The following is a 20,521-nucleotide window of genomic DNA, read 5'->3' as shown; positions in this document are numbered from 1 at the left end:
CCCGGCGGCGGTCCGCCGGTCGCACCAGGCATCGCGGGCACGCTGCGCCGAGCAGCGGGCACTCTCGGTGAGCATGGCAATGCGCATGACGACCTCCCAGTCGCACCAGTCCGAACCTGTCGTAGAAAAAGCAGTCGAAGGAACCGTCAGCGGAAGCCGCGACCGCGGTCCTGCCCGGCGCCGCCCCGCGGCCACCGGCCCTGAGAGACACTCAGCACGGCGGCAGACTCCGCCTCTTGGTCAGCGGGCGCCCCCACGCCCCGCCCTGCGGCCGGCCCGCACGGCCGCGCCACCGATGACCGCCCGACCGGGCAGCCGCCCGGCCCCCGGGGCCACTGCGCACATCAACACACCCTCAGGCGCCCGCCGCGGCTCGCCGGCGGCCACGCCCCCCACATCTGTTCGGTCCGACACCACGAAGGTAGAGCGGATTCCGCCGCGGCTGCGCCCCACGGCCCGGCTGCCACCTGAACGAGTGAACGCCCGTAACCTCCGCCCCCGCCACGCGTACGATCCCCCCGGACAGGCCCCCGACGCTCCCTAGTCCCCGGCCTCGCGCAGGAACTCCCGCACCGCCCGCCCCACCTGCACCGGGTGCTCCATCATTGCCACGTGCCCGGACTCCGGCAGCACCAGCAGCCGGGCATCCGCGAAGGCCGCGCAGGCCCGGGCCGCCGAGCGGTAGGAGACGAGCTTGTCGCGCAGTCCGTAGACCAGCAGCACCGGCGCCTCCACCCGCTGCGCCTGGCGCCACAGCGCCTGGTCGCCGCGCTCGGTGTACGCCGAGACGATCCCGCGGGCCGAGCCGACCAGTACCTGCATCGCGTACGGCAGCCCCATCCGCCGCCGGTACTCGGCGACCGCCAGCTCCCGGCGCTCGACCGGAATCGCCCGGACGTTGCCGTAGACCAGGTCGAGCAGCCCGTCGGTGGCCTGCTCCACGCTGCGCCCGCCGGCCGACAGGCGCTGCAGCAGCCGCGGTACGCCCGGCACCGCGAGCAGCCCGGTGGGCAGCGCGGTGCGCTGCGGGGGCAGTTCGGGCAGCGCCGGCGAGATCAGCGTCAGGCTGCGGACCAGGTCGGGCCGCAGCGCCGCCAGCCGCACCGACACCGCCCCGCCCAGCGAGTTGCCGAAGAGGTGCACCGGCCCGCGCCCGGTCGCCTCCAGGTAGCCGATCACCGCCCGGACATGGCCGGAGATCGACAGGTTGCCGTCCCGCGGCGGCGCGGACCAGCCGAAGCCGGGCAGGTCCAGCGCCTCGCCCCGGACCACCCCGTCGAGCTCGCCCATCAGCTCGGTCCAGTTCTCCGCCGAGCCGCCGAGACCGTGCACGAAGAGCGCCTCCGGCAGGCCGGCCGACCGGTCCGCGGTCGGGCCGGTCACCGAGAGCGCGGCCCCGGGGACCTCGACCACCCGGGTCGCCCACCTCTCCCGGCCCTCGGCCGGGCGGGTGCCGGTGCCGGCCGCACCGCCGCCCTGCGCCCCGGCGGCCGCCGCCGGGTCGAAATCCGCCGCCCCGGCCCACTCCTGCTGCTCAGTGCTCATGGGAGAAGATGGTAGTGAGACCCTGGCGCCCGGTGGCGCCGCGCGCCGTATTGTGGGCACCCGACAACCCGAGAGCTGCAGCTTTCCCGGTCCGAGCAGGCGCGTACCGGGTTACCCGAAAGTAGAATCACCACCCGTTGCCCGGACGACCCGAGCACCGAACCGAGCCAGAAGTGAGGAGCGCCGTGACGGCCATCCAGGAGGCCCAGGACCGCCCACGCGGCGCCCGGCTGCCGCGTAGCGCCCGCCGGGAACAGCTGCTCGGAGCCGCGCAGGAGGTGTTCGTCGCGCAGGGTTACCACGCTGCCGCGATGGACGACATCGCCGAGCGGGCCGGGGTCAGCAAGCCGGTCCTCTACCAGCACTTCCCCGGCAAGCTGGAGCTCTACCTCGCGCTGCTGGACAAGCACTGCGACGCCCTGGTCGAGTCCACCCGCAACGCGCTGGACGCCACCACGGACAACAAGCAGCGCGTGGCGGCCACCATGCAGGCCTACTTCGACTACGTGGCCAGCGAGTCCGGCTCGTTCCGGCTGGTCTTCGAGTCCGACCTGACCAACGAGCCCGCGGTGCGCGAGCGGGTGGAGCGCGCCGCCGACCTGAGCGCGACGCTGGTCAGCCGGGTGATCGCGGAGGACACCGACCTGCCCGAGGCCGAGGCCAAGCTGCTCGCCGCCGGCGTCTGCGGGCTGGCCCAGATCACCGCGCGCTACTGGCTCTCGCAGGGGCGCGAGATCCCGCGCGAGGAGGCGGTGCGGCTGGTCGCGAGTCTGGCCTGGCGCGGCCTGAAGGGCTTCCCGATGCACCCCGCGGAGCTGCCGGCCGCAGGCTGATCCGCCCCGGAGCCACCCGGTTGCTCTAAGGTGAAGCCGTACGGCGCGGTGACCGGGAACTCCTGTTCGGACGACACGGCCCCGTGCGTGACTGGCTGCAACCCCGGAGGGACGGAAGCCGTGGAGGTCAAGATCGGCGTGCAGAACGCACCCCGAGAGATCGTCATCGAGAGCGTTCAGAGCGCTGACGAGGTCGAGAGCGCGGTCGCCAAGGCGCTGGAGGGCACGTCCAAGCTCTTCACGCTGACCGACGAGCACGGCCGTCGCATCATCGTCCCGGCGGAGCGCCTGGCGTACGTCGAGATCGGCGAGCAGGCCGCGCGCAAGGTGGGCTTCGGCACCATCTGAGCATGACCGGCGTGATGCCCGCCGCCCCTCGGGGCGGCGGGCATCACGCTTTTCCATCGGATTCCCATCGATTGGGATCCACCGGACGACAGGCACCTTTTCGAGCGGATACTGGCAGGCGTAGAACAACGCGGCCGAGGGTATGGGTGGGCCACCGCGGGCACTCCCCCGGCCGCGGACCGCCCCACCAGTTCGGGAGGCCGACCGTGCCCCTGCCTGTCGAAGCCGTCGTCTTCGCGCTGATCGGCCTGCTGGCCGCGGCCGCGGCGCTGTTCCTGGTTCCCGCGTACTACCCGATGGCGCGCGGCCTGACGATCGGCACGGGCCTGGTGTCGGCGCTGCTCAGCGGCGTGATCACGCGGATCACGCTGGCCAACGGCCATCCGGCCACCACCGTGCTGATCACGCTGGTCTGCACCGGGCTGCTCACCTCGGTACTGGCCCGGCCCGACCAGGCCGCCAAGCGCGGCAGCCACCGCCGCCGCCGGCACGCCGCGTAGCGGTCGGCCGGGCCGCGCGGTCGGTCAGGAGGCCAGGCCGAGCGCGCTCATCCGCTTGGTGTGCGCCTCGGTGATCCGGTTGAACATCTTGCCGACCTCCACCAGGTCGAAGCCGCGCACCTCGGCGCCGCCGACCAGCAGGTTGGAGAGCGCGTCCCGCTCGGCCACCACCCGCTGCGCCTGGCTGAGCGCCTCGCCCATCAGCCGCCGGCCCCAGAGCGCGAGCCGGCCGCCGACCCGCGGGTTCTCCTCGATCGCCTGGCGCACCTTGTCCACCGCGAACTGCGCGTGCCCGGTGTCGCTCATCACCCGCAGCACCAGGTCCCGGGTGTCGTCGTCGAGACGGACGGCCACCTCGCGGTAGAAGTCGGTCGCGATCGAGTCGCCGACATAGGCCTTGACCAGGCCCTCCAGCCAGTCCGAGGGCGCGGTGACCCGGTGGAAGGACTCCAGCGGCTCGACGAAGGGGGTCATCGACTCGGTCGGGTCGGCACCGATCTCGGCCAGCCGGTCGTGCAGCAGCTGGTAGTGCGCGAACTCGGCCGAGGCCATCCGGGCCAGCGCCGCCTTGTCGGCCAGGCCCGGCGCGAACTTGGCATCGTCGGCCAGGCGCTCGAAGGCGCTCAGCTCGCCGTAGGCGAGGGCGCCCAGCAGGTCGAGGACGGCCGCCCGGTAGTTCGGGTCGGCCGAGCAGGTGGTCCAGTCACCGATCGAGCCGACCTGGCCGGCCTCGCCTTGAGTCTCCATGGATCGTCACTCTAGACCGCCGTGCCGTCACCGTGAGCCCGCCCAGCTGGCATGTCAGACGCGTCACGTGTTCGAGTCGTCGGCTGACTGTACAGTGGTGCAGAGACCCGTATGCCCGCACGGTCCGCAAACCGCGCGGGTTCGCTTCGCCCGGACGACTCCGGTGCGAGGCGCTTGGGGACTCACGTACGCGGATGCCCGGTCGGAGAGCCGATCGGCTCCGACCTTGGCTTGGACCCCAAGCCAGGCACCGCATCAGTGGCCGAGCGAGGGCCGCCGCGGACCGCGCCGCAGGGCGCCGGTCCCGCGCCGGACCCCTCACGGGACCTCTCCCCCACGCCACGGGACGCCGCGGCCCAGCCAGGGCCCGGCCGCGCCCGGACGCCGCAGGGACCGGCGCGGTCGTGCACGACCTCGCAGCTCGCGAACCGCCCCCCGGGCAGGACGCAGCCGCGAGGCTGCCCGCCGCCTCTCGCTCTGCCCGCCACACGGAAGAGGCAGCACCCTGTCCACCACGACTGAACCGACGAAGACCACGTTCCGCGAACTCGGCATCCTCCCGGAGACCGCCGAGGCGCTGGAGGCGGTCGGCATCATCCACCCGTTCCCGATCCAGGAGATGACCCTGCCGGTCGCCCTGACCGGGCACGACGTCATCGGCCAGGCCAAGACCGGCACCGGCAAGACCCTGGGCTTCGGCCTGCCGCTGATCGAGCGCGCCATCGTGCGCGCCGACGTCGACGCCGGCCGCGCCACCGAGGCGCAGCTCTCCGACAGCCCGCAGGCGCTGATCGTGGTCCCCACCCGCGAGCTGTGCACCCAGGTCACCAACGACCTGCAGACGGCCGGCAAGGTCCGCAACGTGCGCGTGCTGGCCATCTACGGCGGCCGGGCCTACGAGCCGCAGGTCGAGGCCCTCAACAAGGGCGTCGACATCGTGGTCGGCACCCCGGGCCGACTGCTCGACCTGGCCGGGCAGAAGAAGCTCGACCTCTCCAAGGTCCGCGCGCTGGTGCTGGACGAGGCCGACGAGATGCTCGACCTGGGCTTCCTGCCCGACGTCGAGAAGATCATCACCATGCTGCCCGCCAAGCGGCAGACCCTGCTCTTCTCGGCCACCATGCCGGGACAGGTGATCAGCCTGGCCCGCCGCTACATGAGCCAGCCGACCCACATCCGGGCCGCCGCGCCGGACGACAGCGGCCACACCGTGGCCAACACCACCCAGCACATCTTCCGGGCGCACTCGCTCGACAAGGTCGAGCTGGTCTCGCGCATCCTGCAGGCCGACGGCCGCGGCCTGGCGATGATCTTCTGCCGCACCAAGCGGACCGCGGCGGACGTCTCCGACCAGCTGACCCAGCGCGGCTTCGCGGCCGGCGCGGTGCACGGCGACCTCGGCCAGGGTGCCCGCGAGCAGGCGCTGCGGGCCTTCCGCAGCGGCAAGGTCGACGTGCTCGTCTGCACCGACGTCGCGGCCCGCGGCATCGACGTCGAGGGCGTCACGCACGTCATCAACTACCAGTGCCCCGAGGACGAGAAGACCTACCTGCACCGGATCGGCCGCACCGGCCGGGCCGGCGCCTCGGGCACCGCCGTCACGCTGGTCGACTGGGACGACATCCCGCGCTGGCAGCTGATCAACAAGGCGCTGGAGCTCGGCTTCAGCGAGCCGGAGGAGACCTACTCCACCTCGCCGCACCTGTACGAGCTGCTCAACATCGCACCGGGCACCAAGGGCGTGCTGCCCCGCTCGGAGCGCACCCGGGCCGGACTGGCCGCCGAAGAGGTCGAGGACCTCGGCGAGACCGGCGGGCGCGGTGCCCGCTCCGGCCGCGGTGACCGCGGCGGTGACCGCGACCGTGGTCGCGGACGTGGCGGGGCCGACAGCTCCGGCCCGCGCCGCGGCCCGGCCGTCGAGCAGCCGGCGGCCGAGGAGCGGCCGGCCCGCGCCCCGCGCAACCGGCGGCGGACCCGTGGCGGCGCGTCGGTCGCGGGCGAGCAGGCGCAGGCACAGCAGCAGGTGACGGCCGGCGGCCAGAGCACCGCCGCGCCGGCCGGCGGGCCCGTGAGCGTGGACGGCGAGAGCACGGCCCCGCGCCGTCGCCGCCGCCGCTCGCGCGGTGGCGCCTCCGGTGAGGCCCAGGTGGCGGCGGCCGTGGCCGCGCCGCAGAGCGCGCAGGGCGAGGTCACCGTCGCCGAGCCGGCCGCCGCCCCGGCGCCCGCGGTCGAGACCCTCGTGGTCGAGGCCCCGGCCGCCGCCACGGTGGTGCCGAGCCAGGCGGAGGCCCCGGCCGAGGAGAGCGCGACCCCGGCGGTCAAGAAGACCACCCGGACGCGGAAGAGCGCTGCCAAGCAGGCCGCCGCCGTCGAGGCACCGGCCGCCGAGGCACCGGCCGTGGTGGAGACCATCGAGGCAGAGGCCGCACCGGCCCCCGCCAAGAAGACCACCCGCACCCGCAAGACCGCCGCCAAGAAGACCACCGCCCCCGAGGCCACGGTCACCGAGGCACCGGCCACCGAGGTCACCACCGAGCCCGAGGCCGCACCGGCCAAGGCCCGCAAGACCGCCGCCAAGCGCACCACCAAGAAGGCCACCGCCGCCGAGGCACCGGCCATCGAGGCACCGGCCGTGGTGGAGACCATCGAGGCAGAGGCCACACCGGCCCCCGCCAAGAAGACCACCCGCACCCGCAAGACCGCCGCCAAGAAGACCACCGCCCCCGAGGCCACGGTCACCGAGGCACCGGCCACCGAGGTCACCACCGAGCCCGAGGCCGCACCGGCCAAGGCCCGCAAGACCGCCGCCAAGCGCACCACCAAGAAGGCCACCGCCGCCGAGGCACCGGCCATCGAGGCACCGGCCGTGGTGGAGACCATCGAGGCAGAGGCCACACCGGCCCCCGCCAAGAAGACCACCCGCACCCGCAAGGCCACCGCCAAGAAGACCACCGCCCCCGAGGCCACGGTCACCGAGGCACCGGCCACCGAGGCGGTCCCCGCCCCGCGCCGCCGTACCCGCAAGGCCGTCGCGGAGGCCCCGGTCGCCGACTGACCCGGCGCCGACAGGCACAGCACGCACCGAGAGGGGCGGTCGGACCAGCTGGTCCGACCGCCCCTCTCGGCCGTCCCGGCAGCTCAGGCCCTATGCTCGGGTCGGCGCTGCCAGCCGGCCGACGAAGGAGTTTCCCTTGAGCACGCTGCCCTTCCTCGCCCTCCCTCCGTGCGCCGCCGCCGTGCGGCTGGCCACCACGCGCGGGGAGTTCGCCGCGCTGCGGGCCGAGCCCGCCGGTGTCCCGCGCGGCACCGCGCTGCTGGTGCCGGGGTTCACCGGCAGCAAGGAGGACTTCATCGCGCTGCTGGAGCCGCTCTCGCTCGCGGGCTTCCGGGTCGTCGCCTACGACCAGCGCGGCCAGTACGAGACCGGCGGCGGTGCCGATCCGGCCGGCTACGCGCTGCCCGAGCTGGGCCTGGACCTGCGGGCGGTCACCGAGCTGCTGGCCGCCGAGCCCGCGGCCGGACCGGTGCACCTGCTCGGCCACTCCTTCGGCGGCTTCGTCTCGCGGGAGGCCGTGCTGTCCGGCAGCGCGCCGCTGCCCTGGGCCTCGCTGGTGCTGCTCTCCACCGGCCCCGGGCCGCTCGACCCGCCGGAGGCGGCGCGCACCAAGCTGCTGATGGACGCCCTGCTGGGCGGCATGGACCTGGAGACCATCTGGCAGGTGAAGGAGGAGATGGACGGCGACCAGTCGGACGCCGCCCTGTCCCCGGCGCCCGAGGTCACCGACTTCCTGCACCGGCGCTGGCTGGCCAACGTGCCGCAGGCGCTGGTGGCGATGGGCGAGCGGCTGGTCGGCCAGGAGGACCGGACCGAGGAGCTGGCGGCCGTCGCGCTGCCCAAGCTGTACGTCTCCGGGAGCGAGGACTACGCCTGGCCGGTCGAGGAGCAGGCCCGCACGGCCGCGCGGCTGGGCGTGCCGCACGTGGTGGTGGACGGCGCCGGCCACTCCCCCAACGCCGAGCGCCCGGCCCGGACCGCCGCCGTGCTGCTCGACTTCTGGTCCTCGGTGGGCACCGGCTGACCACCGCTCACCCGTCCCCGATGCACCGCCACGGCCGCGCACCGGGGATTTCTGCTGGCCCAAAAATCCTTAGTTACGGTAATATTTGATTCTGGCTGGGAATGAACAGCCCCACCTGTGCGGTTGAGCCCCGATGGACGTCACCGAAACCACGACGTCATCAGCGGGCAATCGCCAGGCAAACGTCCGGCGCCACGCTGGCGGACCGGGCCCGATCGGGCCGCCGTCCCGCCGGCAGCGAGGGGGGACACATGGCACTGACCGCCGTACCGCGACCGACGAGCAGCACCCCACCGCCTCGGGTGCCACCGAGGCCAGCAGAGGAGAGGCCCATGCGTTTCGAGATTCTCCGACTGGACGACCAGCAGGGTTCCGCCACCGATCGGCTGATCGCCGACGCCGAGACCGTCCGCCAGCTGGTGGCGGACGCCGCCCTGACCGGCGAACGTCTCTACATCCGTCCGTGCCACAACGCCTGACACCGCACCAGGCCGCCCCGGCGCCCTGCCTGGCCGCGTCCCGCTCCCTGACGCCCCGACCATCGATTCGTCGATGACGGGGCGTCAGCCGTTCCCCCCGGCGCTGCCGTGCGCCCCCGGCGCGCCCCGCCGACGTTTGCCGTCGGGCGGGGCGGGACATCCCCTAGCCGGGGCCGCCGCCCCGGCCGAGCGGGCCCGCCACCGGATCCGCTCGCCGAGGCCCTCCGTACGGGTGATCGTCCTTGACGCGGCGGCCCGGAGGGAGGAGCGTTGGCTGTTATGAGGGGCGAGCCAAGTTGCCCGAGGTGCGGCGGTCGGGTGCGTGCCCCCGGGCTCTTCCGTGACACCTGGCAGTGTGACGAGCACGGTGCCGTCCATCCGATGCAGCCGGTGCTGCCACCGAGCATCGAGGCGCTGAGCGTGGCCGTGGCCCGCTCCCAGGTGCCCGTCTGGCTGCCCTGGCCGCTTCCGGTCAGCTGGCTCTACACCGGCATCGCGCACGTGGGTGACGACCTCTCAGGGGCCCGCGCCACCGCCGTGGCCTGCTCCGGCCCCGCGCCGCTCGGTGGCTTCGGCGAGCTGGTCCTGGTGGCCGAGGAGCTCGGCGTCGGTCTCGGCGCCCGGTACGCGGGTCTGCCCGGGCCCGACCCCGGCGACGCCCTCTCGCTGCACAAGCCCGCCGACACCAAGCTGCTGGCCGCCGGCCGGCCCACCCCGATGTGGCACCTCCAGGGCGCCCCCGACGACCGTGCGGTCTACGTCGGCGAGGCGCTGGGTCTGTGGCTCTGGGCGATCGCCTGGCCCGAGCAGTCCGCGCTGCTGATGTACGACGAGCTGGTCCTCACCGACCTGCGGGACGCCGGAGCCGAGCTCGAACTGCTGCCCTGCGGAGCCCTCTCCCAGCAGCTCCTGGGCTGACTATCCTGGGCTGCCTTGACCCGCAGCGAGCCAGGAGCCAGCCCGTGCGCATCGACCTGCACGCCCACAGCAACGTCTCGGACGGCACCGACACCCCGAGCGAGCTGATCGCCGCCGCCGTCGCCGCCGGGCTCGACGTGGTGGCGCTGACCGACCACGACACCGTCGCCGGCCATGCCGAGGCGGCCGAGGCGCTGCACGCGCTGCCGCCCGGCCGACGCCCTGTCCTGGTGCCCGGGGCCGAGCTCTCCTGCCGGGTCGGCGGGATCAGCATGCACCTGCTGGCCTACCTCTTCGATCCGACCGAGCCGGAGTTCGCCCGTGAGCGCGAGCTGGTGCGCACCGACCGGTTCCGCCGCGGGCAGGCGGTGGTCGAGCGGTGCCGGGAGCTGGGCGCACCCATCAGCTGGGAGCAGGTGCAGCGGATCGCCGCCGGGGGCAGCTCGGTGGGCCGTCCGCACATCGCCAGCGCGCTGGTGGAGGCCGGCGTGGTCAAGGACGTCTCGGCCGCCTTCACCGCCGAGTGGCTGGCCAACGGCGGGCGGGCCGACGTGCCCAAGCACGAGACCGACCCGGCCGTCGCGGTGCGGCTGGTCCGCGCCGCGGGCGGGGTGCCGGTCTTCGCGCACCCGGGCGCCGACAAGCGCGGACGCACCGTCTCCGACCAGGTGATCGCCGACCTCGCGGCGGCCGGGCTGGCCGGCCTGGAGGTCGACCACACCGACCACGACGAGCCGACCAGGGTCCGGCTGCGCGGCCTGGCCGCCGAGCTGGGCCTGTTCACCACCGGCTCCAGCGACTACCACGGCACCCGCAAGACCGTGCGGCTGGGCGAGTTCACCACCGCGCCCGAGGCCTACCAGGCGCTGCTCGACCAGGCGACCGGGGCCAAGCCGATCGACTGACCCGGGCCGGTCCGACCGGCCCGCCGACGGGCCGTCAGTCCAGCGCCACCGCGCGCCGCTGCGGGTCCCGCAGGTCGGTGCCGCGTTCCAGCCAGCGCTCCTGCAGCGCGCCCGCGCCGTGCACCCGCTTGTGGGCCGCCTCGTTGGGCGTCATCGGCAGCAGCGGCAGGAAGCGCACCGGGTCGGCGGGCTCGTCCAGTTCGAGGTCCGCGACCAGGCCGCCGCTCTCGGCCGCCAGGACCGAGGTGAACGGCGCACCCTCCCAGAGCGGTGCGCCCAGGTCGAGCGAGCTGCCGGGGGCCACCACCAAGCCCTCGACCTGCGGCGTCGCCGCGAAGGTGGCCAGTGCCCGGAGCACGTCGTCGCGCCCGCCGCGCAGGGTCAGCAGCAGTTCGGCGCGCGGGCCCCGCACCGGGTCGGCCAGCGCCGCGGTGGGGTCGGCCATCGGTGCGGCGGCCATGCCCAGGGTGGCGTACCGCACCAGGCCCTCGGTGTCGGGGCCGAACCGCAGCACCTCGATCCGCTCGGCCCCGAGGAAGGTGATCGAGGCCCGTCCGCTCGGCTCGCCGAAGGTGGTGAGCAGCCGTGCCTCGACGGCGGCCAGCACCTCGTCACGGGTCGGACCCTGCGGTCCGTGCGGTTGGCCGGGGTCGCCGAAGAGCGGGAAGTCGTGCGCCATACCGCGAGCGTACCGGTCGGTAGCCGCCGCTCAGCGGCGCCCGCCGCGCACCACCAGGGCCAGCCCCAGCAGGATCAGCGCCACCGCCGGATAGGCGGCCGCGGCCGGCCACTGGCCCAGCCAGACCGCGGCGATCAGCGCCGCCCCCGGGGTCTCCAGCAGGATCGCCGTGGAGGTGACCGAGGGACCAAGCGTGCGCACCACGCGGTTGCTCAGCGAGTGGCCGAGCAGCTGGGCGGCGAGCATCAGCAGCGCGATCTGCCCCCAGACCCCGGCCGACCAGCCGGTCAGCCCGGTCCCGGTGGCCAGGCAGAGCGCGAGCAGGACGAGCGCGGTGGTGCTGTAGCAGACCAGCGTGTAGGCGGTGGTGCTGACGGTGCGCCGGACCTCGGCGCCGAGCAGCAGGTACCCCGCCGCGGCCAGTCCGGCCCCCAGCGCCAGCGCGTCGCCGAGCAGCGCGCGCGGGGAGACCGTCAGGTCCACCCCGGTGAGCACCAGCACGCCGGCGAAGGCCACGCACATGCCCAGCCAGACCAGCCGGGGCGGGCGCACGCCGGTCAGCCGCAGCAGCAGGATCGTCCACAGCGGGGTGGTGGTGACCAGCGCGGTCGAGGAGGCGACCGAGGTCATCCGCAGGCTGGGCATCCAGAGCGCGAAGTGCACGGCCAGCAGCGCCCCGGCGGCCATCGCGAGCAGCAGCGCGCGCCGGCCGATGGCACGCAGCTCGGCCCGGTGGCGCAGCAGGGCGTAGGGGCCGAGCACGCCCACCGACATGAGGTTGCGCCAGCAGGCGATGGCCAGCGCGGGCGCGGCCGTGGCGCTGATCAAGGGCGCGGAGAGCGAGATCCCCGCGATCGAGACGGCGAGCAGCAGCAGATCGGTCTTCGGCAGCCCGGCCGGGGCGGCGGGTGCGAGGGACGCCGGGGACGGCCCGGCCGCCGCGGTGGTGGTGGTACGGCCGTGCACCGGGGCGGTGGACTCAGCCACGGCGCTTCAGTCGGCCCAGCACCAGCTTGGGCAGCCCCGCCGGGATCGGCCGCCGGGTGGTGGCGGAGCTCGGCATCGGCGCGGCGGCGTGCGAGTCCTGCGGCATCGCGCCCGGGTGCTCGGTCAGCGGGCCGACCGGCTCCAGCCGCAGCACCCGGCACTCGCGCGCCCAGCGCTCGCCGATGGTGTCGGTGTCGGGCGCGTTCAGCCGCTTGCCCTTGAGCTCCTCGACGGCGCCGGTCCAGGCCTCGCTGTGCGGCTCGGCCACCACCACCTGGGCCGGGAAGGCGACCAGCCGGCCGCCCTTGTCCTTGCTGCGCAGCACCACCTCGGCGCCGGCCCCCGCCGTCAGCCCGTGCAGCGGCTGCTCACCGGCGTCGCCGACCACCACCACGGCGCCGTCGTGCCAGGCGTGCCAGAGCGGACGGCGCTCGGCGGCACCGTCGGCCCGCACCCAGAGCAGACCGGACTTCTTCACGGCCTCCTCCAACAGGGCGCGGTCGAAGAAGTCGTCAGCTGTGGCTCGCGTACCGTCCATAGCGCACAGCGTACGGGGCCGCCCGAGCGGCCCCGGGCGGCGGCGCAAGCCTGACGAGCCTGGCTCGATGGCGTTCGGTAGCCTGGCCCCCCACAGCCTGACCCACCGCGAGCGAGAGGACGTGCTTTGGCAGCGCACGGCAGTCGGGTCTTCATCTCCCACCTGACCGGAGTCGCCGTTTTCGATCCCAACGGCGATCAGGTCGGCCGGGTGCGCGACGTGGTCGTCTCGCTGCGGATCGGCGGCCGCCCGCCCCGGGTGCTCGGTCTGGTGGTCGAGGTGATCGGACGGCGCCGGATCTTCCTGCCGATGACCCGGGTGACCAGCCTGGAGTCCGGCCAGGTACTGACCACCGGGGTGGTCAACATGCGCCGCTTCGAGCAGCGCCAGACCGAGACCCTGGTGCTGGCCGAGCTGCTGGACCGCCGCGTCACCGAGACCGCCTCCGGCGACGAGGTGACCGTGCTGGACGTGGCCATGGTGCAGACCCGGCTGCGCGAGTGGGAGATCACCAAGGTCTTCGTGCAGCGCGGCAGGAGCAGCCGGCTGCGCAAGAACCGCGGCGAGGCCCTCACCCTGGACTGGTCCGCCGTCACCGGGTTCACGCTCACCGAGGAGGGCCAGGGCGCGGCCAACCTGCTGGCCACCTTCGAGCAGCTGCGCCCGGCCGACCTGGCCAACGTGCTGCACCACCTGTCGGCCAAGCGCCGCGGCGAGGTGGCCGCCGCGCTGGACGACGAGCGGCTCGCGGACGTGCTGGAGGAGCTGCCCGAGGACGACCAGGTGGAGATCCTCGGCAAGCTGCAGGACGAGCGGGCCGCCGACGTGCTGGAGGCGATGGACCCGGACGACGCCGCCGACCTGCTCTCCGAGCTGCCCGGTGACGAGGCCGAACGCCTGCTCCAGCTGATGGAGCCGGAGGAGGCGGCCCCGGTGCGCCGGCTGCTCTCCTACGAGGAGGACACCGCGGGCGGTCTGATGACCACCGAGCCGATCGTGCTGGAGCCGGACGCCACGGTGGCCGAGGCGCTGGCCCGGGTGCGCGTCGCGGACCACAAGCCGGCGCTGGCGGCGCAGATCTACGTCTGCCGGCCGCCGAACGAGACGCCGACCGGCAAGTACCTGGGTATCGTCCACTTCCAGCGGCTGCTGCGCGAGCCGCCGTACACGCTGGTCGGCTCCATCGTGGACGGCGACCTGGACCCGCTGCCGCCGGACACCCCGCTCCCGCTGGTCACCAGCTACCTGGCCACCTACAACATGGTCGCGGCACCGGTGGTCGACGAGGCGGACCACCTGCTCGGCGCGGTCACCGTGGACGACGTCCTGGACCACCTGCTGCCCGAGGACTGGCGCGAGGCAGCGCTGCACGGCGGCGAGGTGCACCGCAGCACCGAGCAGGAGAGCGAGGAACCTGGTGGACACTGACCGCAAGCACCGCCGGGAGGGCCGCGAGGAGCCGGCCCGCCAGCGCCTGCAGGGCGAGCTGCGCGACCTGCGGCAGCTGCGCGAGCTGCGCGCCCGCGAGGGCAGCCGCAGCCAGACCGTGCACGGCACCTCGGTGCGCTCCCGGCTGGACCAGCCGCGCACCGCGAGCCCGGGCCTCTTCTCGCTGCCCGCCTACGATCCGGAGGCCTTCGGCAAGCTCTCCGAGCGGATCGCCCGGTTCCTGGGGACCGGCCGGTTCATCGTCTGGATGACGGTGGTGATCATCATCTGGGTGCTCTGGAACACGATCCTGCCCCCCGCCGTCCACTTCGACAACTACCCCTTCATCTTCCTCACCCTGGTGCTGTCCCTGCAGGCCTCCTACGCCGCGCCGCTGATCCTGCTGGCCCAGAACCGCCAGGACGACCGGGACCGGGTCAACATGGAGCAGGACCGGGCCCGCAGCGACCGCAACATCGCCGACACCGAGTACCTGGCCCGCGAGGTGGCCTCGCTGCGCCAGGGGCTGGGCGAGGTGGCCACCCGGGACTTCATCCGGTCCGAGCTGCAGAGCCTGCTCAAGGAGTTGGACGAGCGCCGCGACGGGGTGGAAGTGGCCTGACCGGCTGTGACCCGCAGCACGCTACCGGCCAGTCAGGTGGCCGCGGGGCGCGCCGTACCATCAAGGCATGGCCAATGAGACTGAGGTGGCGACCGGCGTGACGGAGGAATCCGTCCGCGAGGCGCTGTCGACCGTGCAGGACCCGGAGATCAACCGACCGATCACCGACCTCGGCATGGTGAAATCGGTGGAGATCTCCGGCGACGGCACGGTACGGGTGGCCGTCTACCTGACCGTCTCCGGCTGCCCGATGCGCGAGACGATCATCGATCGGGTGAAGACCGCGGTCGGCCGGATCGCCGGCGTCACCGGCGTCGAGGTCGAACTCGACGTGATGAGCGACGAGCAGCGCAAGGAGCTCTCCCAGCTGCTGCGCGGCGGCGCTCCCGAGCGCGAGATCCCGTTCGCCAAGCCCGGCACGCTGACCCGGGTCTACGCCGTGGCCTCCGGCAAGGGCGGGGTCGGCAAGTCCTCGGTCACCGTCAACCTGGCGGCCGCGCTGGCCGCCAAGGGCCAGAAGGTCGCCGTGGTGGACGCCGACATCTACGGCCACAGCGTGCCGCGGATGCTGGGCGTCGAGGGCCGCCCGACCCAGGTCCAGGACATGATCATGCCGCCGTCGGCGAACGGCGTGAAGGTCATCTCGATCGGCATGTTCACCCCCGGCAACGCCCCCGTGGTGTGGCGCGGCCCGATGCTGCACCGCGCGCTGCAGCAGTTCCTGGCCGACGTCTACTGGGGCGACCTGGACGTGCTGCTGCTCGACCTGCCGCCCGGCACCGGCGACATCGCGATCTCGGTGGCCCAGCTGGTGCCGAACGCCGAGATCCTGATCGTCACCACCCCGCAGATGGCCGCCGCCGAGGTGGCCGAGCGGGCCGGCACGATCGCGCTGCAGACCCACCAGAAGATCGTCGGCGTGATCGAGAACATGGCCGGCATGCCCTGCCCGCACTGCGACGAGATCGTCGACGTGTTCGGCACCGGTGGCGGCCAGATCGTCGCCGAGGCGCTCACCCGGGCCACCGGCGCCACCGTCCCGGTGCTCGGCAGCATCCCGATCGACGTGCGGCTGCGTGAGGGCGGCGACGACGGCCGGCCGGTCGTGCTGGCGGCCCCCGACTCCCCGGCCGGCGCCGCGCTGCACGCGGTCGCCGACAAGCTGGGCGGACGCCAGCGCGGCCTGTCCGGCCTCTCGCTGGGACTCACCCCGAAGAACAAGTTCTGACCACGAGGTCCGCCGGCCCCTGGCCGGCGGACCTCGTCGGTACGCACGGACGGGCCCTCAGGGCCTGGTGTACGCCGCCAGGTCCGCGATCGCGCTGAAGCCCACGCCGTAGGCACTGACACCACGGCCGTAGGCGCCGAGCAGCACGCCCGGGGCCTCGCCGGCCAGCACCCAGCCGTACTCGGACTCGCGGTAGCGGAAGGGCTGCGGCAGGCCGTTGACCGGCAGGGTGAGCGGGGACCAGCCGGGGCCGCCGAGGTCGTCGGCCAGGTCCCAGGCCAGTGCGGTCTGCTGGTCCAGCCACTCCTGTCGACGGCCGCGGTCCAGCTGGCCCGGCCAGGTGACGGCGAGCAGCCCGGAACCGGCCAGCCAGGCGGCCGAGGCGGCGGAGGTCGCCTCCAGCACACCGGTGCCGTCCGCGCTGCGCCGCCCGGGGCGGCGGGCGACCGTGACCACGACCGCGAACCGGCGCGGCCCCGGGGCCTCGGGCTGCTTGGGCGGCTGCTCGCCGTGGCCGACCGAGCCGTAGTCGATGCTGCGCGCCGGGCCGGGGCGGTTGCCGCCGGCGCCCGCCTGGAGCAGCCAGCGCCGGCCGGTCCAGCCCTCGTCCAGGCCGTACCAGGGGAAGTCGGCCGCCTGGTAGGGCGCCAGCGGGTCGGTGGGCTCGGCCACCCGTCGGCCGGGCACCTCCGCCGCCTTGGCGGCGGTCGTTCCCACCGTACGACTGCTCGTCGCGTCCAATCCGGGACCTCCTTGGCAACCTGTCGGGCACTCAGCACAATAGCGGCGCAACGGCCGACACCCCGTCCGGCGGCTGGCCGGGCGGGGTGTCGTCGTCGTACAGGGCCGTACGGGAGTTCGTGCGGGGCGGTCCCCGGTGCTCAGGTGGCGTCGAGGTCGTAGGGCGGGCGCTCGCCGGCCGCCAGCGGCGGACCGGCCGAGGCCGGGCTGGGGACGGCACCGCCCGCCGCGGCGGGGGTCTTGGTGGTGCTGACCCGGCCGGCGGCCGGCTTGTCGTCGAGCACCGACTTGAGGTCCAGCCCCTCGCGCAGGTCCTTCAGCCCCAGCGGGTCCTCCTCGCCGCCGACCAGCGTCTTGCGCACGAAGGTCTTGGGGTTGAGGTCCTCGAACTCGAAGTCCTTGAACTCCGGACCGAGCTCGTTGCGGATGTCCTCCTTGGCGTTGTCCGCGAAGGTGCGCACCTTGCGGATGAACCCGGTGGCATCCTGGATCAGCTTCGGCAGCTTGTCCGGCCCGAAGATCACGATCGCCATGATGATGAGAGTGATCCACTCCAGGCCGCCGATGTCGAAGAACACGTGAACTCCCAGCTGCTGGCGGACGATCCCGGTTCGGCCCGCGACACCGGCTCCCTACAGGGTAATAGCCACCGGCCGGTCCTGGCCCACGGGTGGAAGAAGCCGTGGCAAAGACCAGCCGGTGGCCGGGGTACCTCGAGGTGGCGGGGCCAGGGCCTGTCCGGCCCTAGGGCGCTGACACGCGTCCGTGCGCCACCGGGCTGACTCCCCGGGCGGTGGGCCCGGGGCTCAGCAGGTCGTAGCCGTGGTCGGCGGGGCCGCCGAACGGCAGGTCCACCGTCTGCGGGCCGTGCAGCGGAGCCGCCGGGACACCGCCGGGCACCTGGGGGTTGACCGCCGTACCGTGCTGCTCGTCCGAGGGGCTGTCACCGGCGACCGCGGCCAGGCCCAGGCTGCCGAAGCCGCCCAGTGCCACCGCCGCCACCGAGAAGGCGCCCGCCGCCGCCACCACCAGGCGCCGTCCGCGCGGCGCCGCGCCCGGACCCGAGCGCGGGCCCAGCGCCGCGGGGCGCTGGCTCTCGGCGCTGCCGCCCGAGCGGGAGGCACCGCGCCGGCCGCTCCACAGCCGCCCGTCCGGGCCGCGCCCGGTCTCCGGGTACCACCGGCCGGGGGCCGGGCGGGGGTCGACTCCGGGCAGCGGACTGCCGGCGCCCAGCGCGCCGGAACCGAACGAGGCACCCGCACCGCGGCCGAACGAGCCGCCGGTCAGCCTGCTGCCGCCCAGGGTGGGCGCGCTCGGCAGCACCGAGCCGCCGCCGGGGCGGTGGTCCTCGTCGTCGGGCAGCGCGGCGACCGCGAGCAGCCGGGCCATCAGCTGCCCGGACGGGCCGGGGGCATCGGTCCTGGTGAGCAGCTGCTTGACCGACCGGGCCTCCTCGGCCTCGGCCAGGCAGCCCGCACAGGTCGCCAGGTGCGCCTGGACCCGCTCACGGTCGTCATGGCCCAGCTCGCCGTCCAGGTAGGCGGTCAGCCGGTCACCGAGGTGGTGCTCCTCCACCGGGGACGACTCGCTCTGGCGTACGGCGATCGGCCGCAGCACGGACGCCTCCTGCCGGGCGTTCCCCTGCCCGGCGGGCACCGGGCGCCGGGCGCCGGAGCGGCCTGCGGCGCTCACGATCGCCTCCGCCCGCTCCCGCCCGCACCGGCCTCTCCCACGGCCGCCGCCACCGGCTCCAGCTGCTCCGAACCACCGCGCCGGACCCGGCCGGGCGCGGAACCGGGCGCACGGTGCTTGAGCGCGGCGCGCAGGTGCGAGCGGCCGCGGTGGATCCGGCTGCGCACGGTGCCCAGCTTGACGCCCAGGGTGGCCGCGATCTCCTCGTAGGACAGGCCCTCGATGTCGCAGAGCACCACGGCGGCGCGGAACTCCGGCGCCAGGGTGTCCAGCGCCTGCTGCACGTCGGCGTCGAAGTGGGTGTCGCTGAAGGCCTGGGCCGGGCTCGGCTCACGGCTGGGCAGCCGCTCGGCGGCGTCCTCGGCCAGCGCGTCGAAGCGGATCCGCTGGCGGCGGCGGACCATGTCGAGGAAGAGGTTGGTGGTGATCCGGTGCAGCCAGCCCTCGAAGGTGCCGGGGGTGTAGGTGGACAGCGAACGGAAGACCCGGACGAAGACCTCCTGCGTGAGGTCCTCGGCGTCGTGCTGATTGCCCGTCAGGCGGTAGGCCAGGCGGTAGACGCGGGCGCTGTGCGCCTCGACGATCTCCTCCCAGCTGGGCGGGGTCCAGTTCTGCGCGTCGGGCCCCTCGGCGAAGGTCGCAAGCGCAACGGGAGCCGAGGACTCGGCGGCGGTGCCGTCGGACGACTGGTTCAGGGGGGAGGACGCAGACTGGTTCATCACGGGCTTCGGCGTACGGGCCGACGAGGTGCCGCGGAGTTGCCGCCGCACAGGGACGTCGCCCTCGGCCACACCTCCTCGGTTGGCTCTTCTGCCCAGCAGGGCCACCACCATATCCACCTCACCCGTCAGTTCCGGATAAAAGTGTGCTCATCCACCCGACAGCACCACGAACCGTCTCCCGAGCCCCCTGGCAGGGCAACCCGGCGGGTTGGCACAGTCGCTCTCTGACCGTTCCAACGGCCCGCCGCCGGACGCGGTTCCCACCCGGCCAGTAATCTGTGGCAGGAAATATCGACATCCGGCAGCGCCCCTACTCCCCAGGACCAGATCATCGACTTCGGGCCCGCGGCTGCGACCCTCGCCGACACCTACGTCGGCGAGGACGCCGTGCTGACCTATGCCCGGGCGCAGGCGGCCCGCACCGGCGTCCAGGCGGTGGGTCCCAGCGGCGGCGCCTGCCTGCGGCTGCTGGCCGCGGCGCTGGGCGCCAAGGCGGTGGCCGAGATCGGCACCGGCACCGGGGTGTCGGGCCTCTACCTGCTGCGCGGGATGCGCCCGGACGGGATCCTGACCACCGTCGACCCGGAGCCGATCCGCCAGGAGCTGGCCCGCGAGGCCTATCTGGCGGCGGGCTTCGCGGCCGGCCGGGCCCGCTTCATACCCGGGCGCGCGCTGGACGTGCTGCCGCGGCTCGCCGACGGCCAGTACGACCTCGTCTTCTGCGACGGCGACCCCGCCGAGTCGCGGTCGTATCTCGCAGAATCGTTGCGGCTGCTGCGCCCGGGCGGCGCGGTCTGCTTCGAGGGGGTGTTCCAGCAGGGGCGGCTGACCGACCCCGCACTGGAGGATCCGGGGACCGCCGCCATGCGCGAGCTGGTGCAGGCGGTGCGGGAGAGCAAGGCACTGGTGCCCGCGCTGCTGCCGGTCAGCGACGGGCTGCTGTGCGCCGTCAAGCGCTGACCGGCACGGCCCGGGTGGGCCGGGAGCCCGGCGGGCCCGCACGGGCCCCGGGAAGGCGGCCGTACGGGCACGAGAGCGGGGCCCGGTGCCGCTGGTGAAACCAGTCGGTGCCGGACCCCGAGAGTGCGCCGTGGCGATGCTGAGTGACGTCGCGGGACGCGTCCTTCGTGCGGGAGTCAGCCGCAGGCCTGCTTCAGGGCCTCACCCAGGGCGATTGCCTCGTCCGGAGTGAGCTCCACCACCAGGCGACCGCCGCCCTCGAGCGGAACTCGCATGATGATGCCCCGCCCCTCTTTGGTGACCTCGAGCGGGCCGTCACCCGTCCGCGGCTTCATGGCCGCCATGCTCGTTCCCCTTCCTGCAACCGCTCAGGTACGTACCAGCAGTCCGTCCACCGCCGGTATCGAACGCATTGATCGGAAGCCATTATCCCGCATACGGCGCCCCGATGACCAACATCACTCTTTCCGCACCAGCGGCCACACCGGTACGGACCGGCTGAATACGCCTCAGTCCCGCCCTCACCCGACCGGGCGAAGACCCATCAGTTACCGCGCCATACCTGCCCGA

General features: G+C 74.0%; 22 protein-coding genes. 12 read left to right on the top strand and 10 right to left on the bottom strand.

Annotated features, from left to right (window positions below):
• Nucleotides 1-540: 540 nt before the first annotated feature.
• On the bottom strand, nt 541-1,545 hold the full coding sequence (locus OG294_RS25240; RefSeq protein WP_327068831.1) for an alpha/beta fold hydrolase: 1,005 nt from the start codon (nt 1,543-1,545) through the stop codon (nt 541-543).
• A gap of 185 nt (nt 1,546-1,730) precedes the next feature.
• On the opposite strand from OG294_RS25240, the gene OG294_RS25235 reads away from it, so the two are divergent.
• The 3 genes from OG294_RS25235 (at nt 1,731) to OG294_RS25225 (ending at nt 3,226) form a co-directional block, all read left to right on the top strand.
• Nucleotides 1,731-2,378 carry a TetR/AcrR family transcriptional regulator gene (locus tag OG294_RS25235; RefSeq protein ID WP_327068830.1) on the top strand — a complete coding sequence of 216 codons (648 nt, stop codon included), beginning with the start codon at nt 1,731-1,733 and terminating at the stop codon, nt 2,376-2,378.
• Nucleotides 2,379-2,498: 120 nt separating this feature from the next.
• Nucleotides 2,499-2,726 (top strand): DUF3107 domain-containing protein, encoded by a 228-nt coding sequence (locus OG294_RS25230; protein WP_327068829.1) that lies wholly within the window; start codon nt 2,499-2,501, stop codon nt 2,724-2,726.
• 206 nt (nt 2,727-2,932) lie between these two features.
• Nucleotides 2,933-3,226, top strand: a complete 294-nt coding sequence (locus OG294_RS25225; protein ID WP_327068828.1) for a hypothetical protein — start codon at nt 2,933-2,935, stop codon at nt 3,224-3,226.
• A 24-nt stretch (nt 3,227-3,250) separates the two neighbouring features.
• On the opposite strand, the gene OG294_RS25220 is transcribed toward OG294_RS25225, so the two are convergent.
• A complete protein-coding gene (locus OG294_RS25220; RefSeq protein WP_327068827.1) occupies nt 3,251-3,973 on the bottom strand; it encodes a ferritin-like fold-containing protein in 723 nt (240 codons plus the stop codon).
• Nucleotides 3,974-4,592: 619 nt separating this feature from the next.
• Between OG294_RS25220 and OG294_RS25215 the strand changes: the two genes are divergently transcribed.
• The 5 genes from OG294_RS25215 (at nt 4,593) to OG294_RS25195 (ending at nt 10,354) form a co-directional block, all read left to right on the top strand.
• A complete protein-coding gene (locus OG294_RS25215; protein WP_327068826.1) occupies nt 4,593-7,028 on the top strand; it encodes a DEAD/DEAH box helicase in 2,436 nt (811 codons plus the stop codon).
• Between the two features lie 136 nt (nt 7,029-7,164).
• Nucleotides 7,165-8,052, top strand: coding sequence for an alpha/beta fold hydrolase (locus OG294_RS25210; RefSeq protein ID WP_327068825.1), 888 nt, complete (start codon nt 7,165-7,167; stop codon nt 8,050-8,052).
• Between the two features lie 332 nt (nt 8,053-8,384).
• Nucleotides 8,385-8,531 carry a hypothetical protein gene (locus OG294_RS25205; protein ID WP_327068824.1) on the top strand — a complete coding sequence of 49 codons (147 nt, stop codon included), beginning with the start codon at nt 8,385-8,387 and terminating at the stop codon, nt 8,529-8,531.
• A gap of 279 nt (nt 8,532-8,810) precedes the next feature.
• Nucleotides 8,811-9,449 (top strand): DUF6758 family protein, encoded by a 639-nt coding sequence (locus OG294_RS25200; protein WP_327068823.1) that lies wholly within the window; start codon nt 8,811-8,813, stop codon nt 9,447-9,449.
• A 44-nt stretch (nt 9,450-9,493) separates the two neighbouring features.
• Entirely contained in the window at nt 9,494-10,354 is an 861-nt protein-coding gene (locus tag OG294_RS25195) for a PHP domain-containing protein (protein WP_327068822.1), read from the top strand.
• 34 nt (nt 10,355-10,388) lie between these two features.
• On the opposite strand, the gene OG294_RS25190 is transcribed toward OG294_RS25195, so the two are convergent.
• Genes OG294_RS25190 through OG294_RS25180 form a run of 3 tightly spaced genes read right to left on the bottom strand, consistent with a single transcriptional unit; the run spans nt 10,389 to nt 12,558 of the window.
• Entirely contained in the window at nt 10,389-11,033 is a 645-nt protein-coding gene (locus OG294_RS25190; protein ID WP_327068821.1) for a suppressor of fused domain protein, read from the bottom strand.
• A gap of 30 nt (nt 11,034-11,063) precedes the next feature.
• Nucleotides 11,064-12,020 carry a DMT family transporter gene (locus OG294_RS25185; RefSeq protein WP_442789212.1) on the bottom strand — a complete coding sequence of 319 codons (957 nt, stop codon included), beginning with the start codon at nt 12,018-12,020 and terminating at the stop codon, nt 11,064-11,066.
• Nucleotides 12,013-12,558: a hypothetical protein gene (locus tag OG294_RS25180; RefSeq protein ID WP_327068820.1), complete on the bottom strand. Its 546-nt coding sequence runs from the start codon at nt 12,556-12,558 to the stop codon at nt 12,013-12,015. Before OG294_RS25180 ends, OG294_RS25185 begins: the two co-directional genes overlap by 8 nt.
• Before the next feature lie 126 nt (nt 12,559-12,684).
• Between OG294_RS25180 and OG294_RS25175 the strand changes: the two genes are divergently transcribed.
• The 3 genes from OG294_RS25175 to OG294_RS25165 all read left to right on the top strand — a co-directional run bounded on the left by OG294_RS25175 (nt 12,685) and on the right by OG294_RS25165 (nt 15,836).
• On the top strand, nt 12,685-13,986 hold the full coding sequence (locus OG294_RS25175) for a magnesium transporter MgtE N-terminal domain-containing protein (RefSeq protein WP_327068819.1): 1,302 nt from the start codon (nt 12,685-12,687) through the stop codon (nt 13,984-13,986).
• On the top strand, nt 13,976-14,608 hold the full coding sequence (locus OG294_RS25170) for a DUF1003 domain-containing protein (protein WP_442789211.1): 633 nt from the start codon (nt 13,976-13,978) through the stop codon (nt 14,606-14,608). The genes OG294_RS25175 and OG294_RS25170 overlap by 11 nt, the downstream gene beginning before the upstream one ends.
• A gap of 67 nt (nt 14,609-14,675) precedes the next feature.
• Entirely contained in the window at nt 14,676-15,836 is a 1,161-nt protein-coding gene (locus OG294_RS25165) for an Mrp/NBP35 family ATP-binding protein (RefSeq protein WP_327068818.1), read from the top strand.
• A 57-nt stretch (nt 15,837-15,893) separates the two neighbouring features.
• Here the strand turns inward: OG294_RS25165 and OG294_RS25160 are convergent, their stop codons facing one another.
• From OG294_RS25160 to sigE, 4 genes are all read right to left on the bottom strand, one after another.
• Nucleotides 15,894-16,553: a hypothetical protein gene (locus OG294_RS25160; RefSeq protein ID WP_442789210.1), complete on the bottom strand. Its 660-nt coding sequence runs from the start codon at nt 16,551-16,553 to the stop codon at nt 15,894-15,896.
• A 164-nt stretch (nt 16,554-16,717) separates the two neighbouring features.
• Nucleotides 16,718-17,155 carry a sec-independent translocase gene (locus OG294_RS25155; RefSeq protein ID WP_327068817.1) on the bottom strand — a complete coding sequence of 146 codons (438 nt, stop codon included), beginning with the start codon at nt 17,153-17,155 and terminating at the stop codon, nt 16,718-16,720.
• Nucleotides 17,156-17,321: 166 nt separating this feature from the next.
• A complete protein-coding gene (locus OG294_RS25150) occupies nt 17,322-18,269 on the bottom strand; it encodes a zf-HC2 domain-containing protein (protein ID WP_327068816.1) in 948 nt (315 codons plus the stop codon).
• Nucleotides 18,266-18,988: an RNA polymerase sigma factor SigE gene (gene sigE, locus OG294_RS25145; protein WP_327068815.1), complete on the bottom strand. Its 723-nt coding sequence runs from the start codon at nt 18,986-18,988 to the stop codon at nt 18,266-18,268. The genes OG294_RS25150 and sigE overlap by 4 nt, the downstream gene beginning before the upstream one ends.
• A 330-nt stretch (nt 18,989-19,318) precedes the next feature.
• Here sigE and OG294_RS25140 point away from each other — a divergent pair, with 330 nt between their 5' ends.
• Nucleotides 19,319-19,951, top strand: a complete 633-nt coding sequence (locus OG294_RS25140) for an O-methyltransferase (RefSeq protein ID WP_327071651.1) — start codon at nt 19,319-19,321, stop codon at nt 19,949-19,951.
• Nucleotides 19,952-20,127: 176 nt separating this feature from the next.
• Here the strand turns inward: OG294_RS25140 and OG294_RS25135 are convergent, their stop codons facing one another.
• The gene (locus OG294_RS25135) at nt 20,128-20,295 is read right to left on the bottom strand and encodes a DUF3117 domain-containing protein (RefSeq protein ID WP_280668201.1); all 168 of its coding nucleotides are present in this window, start codon (nt 20,293-20,295) and stop codon (nt 20,128-20,130) included.
• Nucleotides 20,296-20,521: the final 226 nt, after the last annotated feature.

Source organism: Kitasatospora sp. NBC_01302, from assembly GCF_035976515.1.
Lineage (GTDB): Bacteria > Actinomycetota > Actinomycetes > Streptomycetales > Streptomycetaceae > Kitasatospora.
This window is presented reverse-complemented; position numbering and strand designations above follow the sequence as displayed.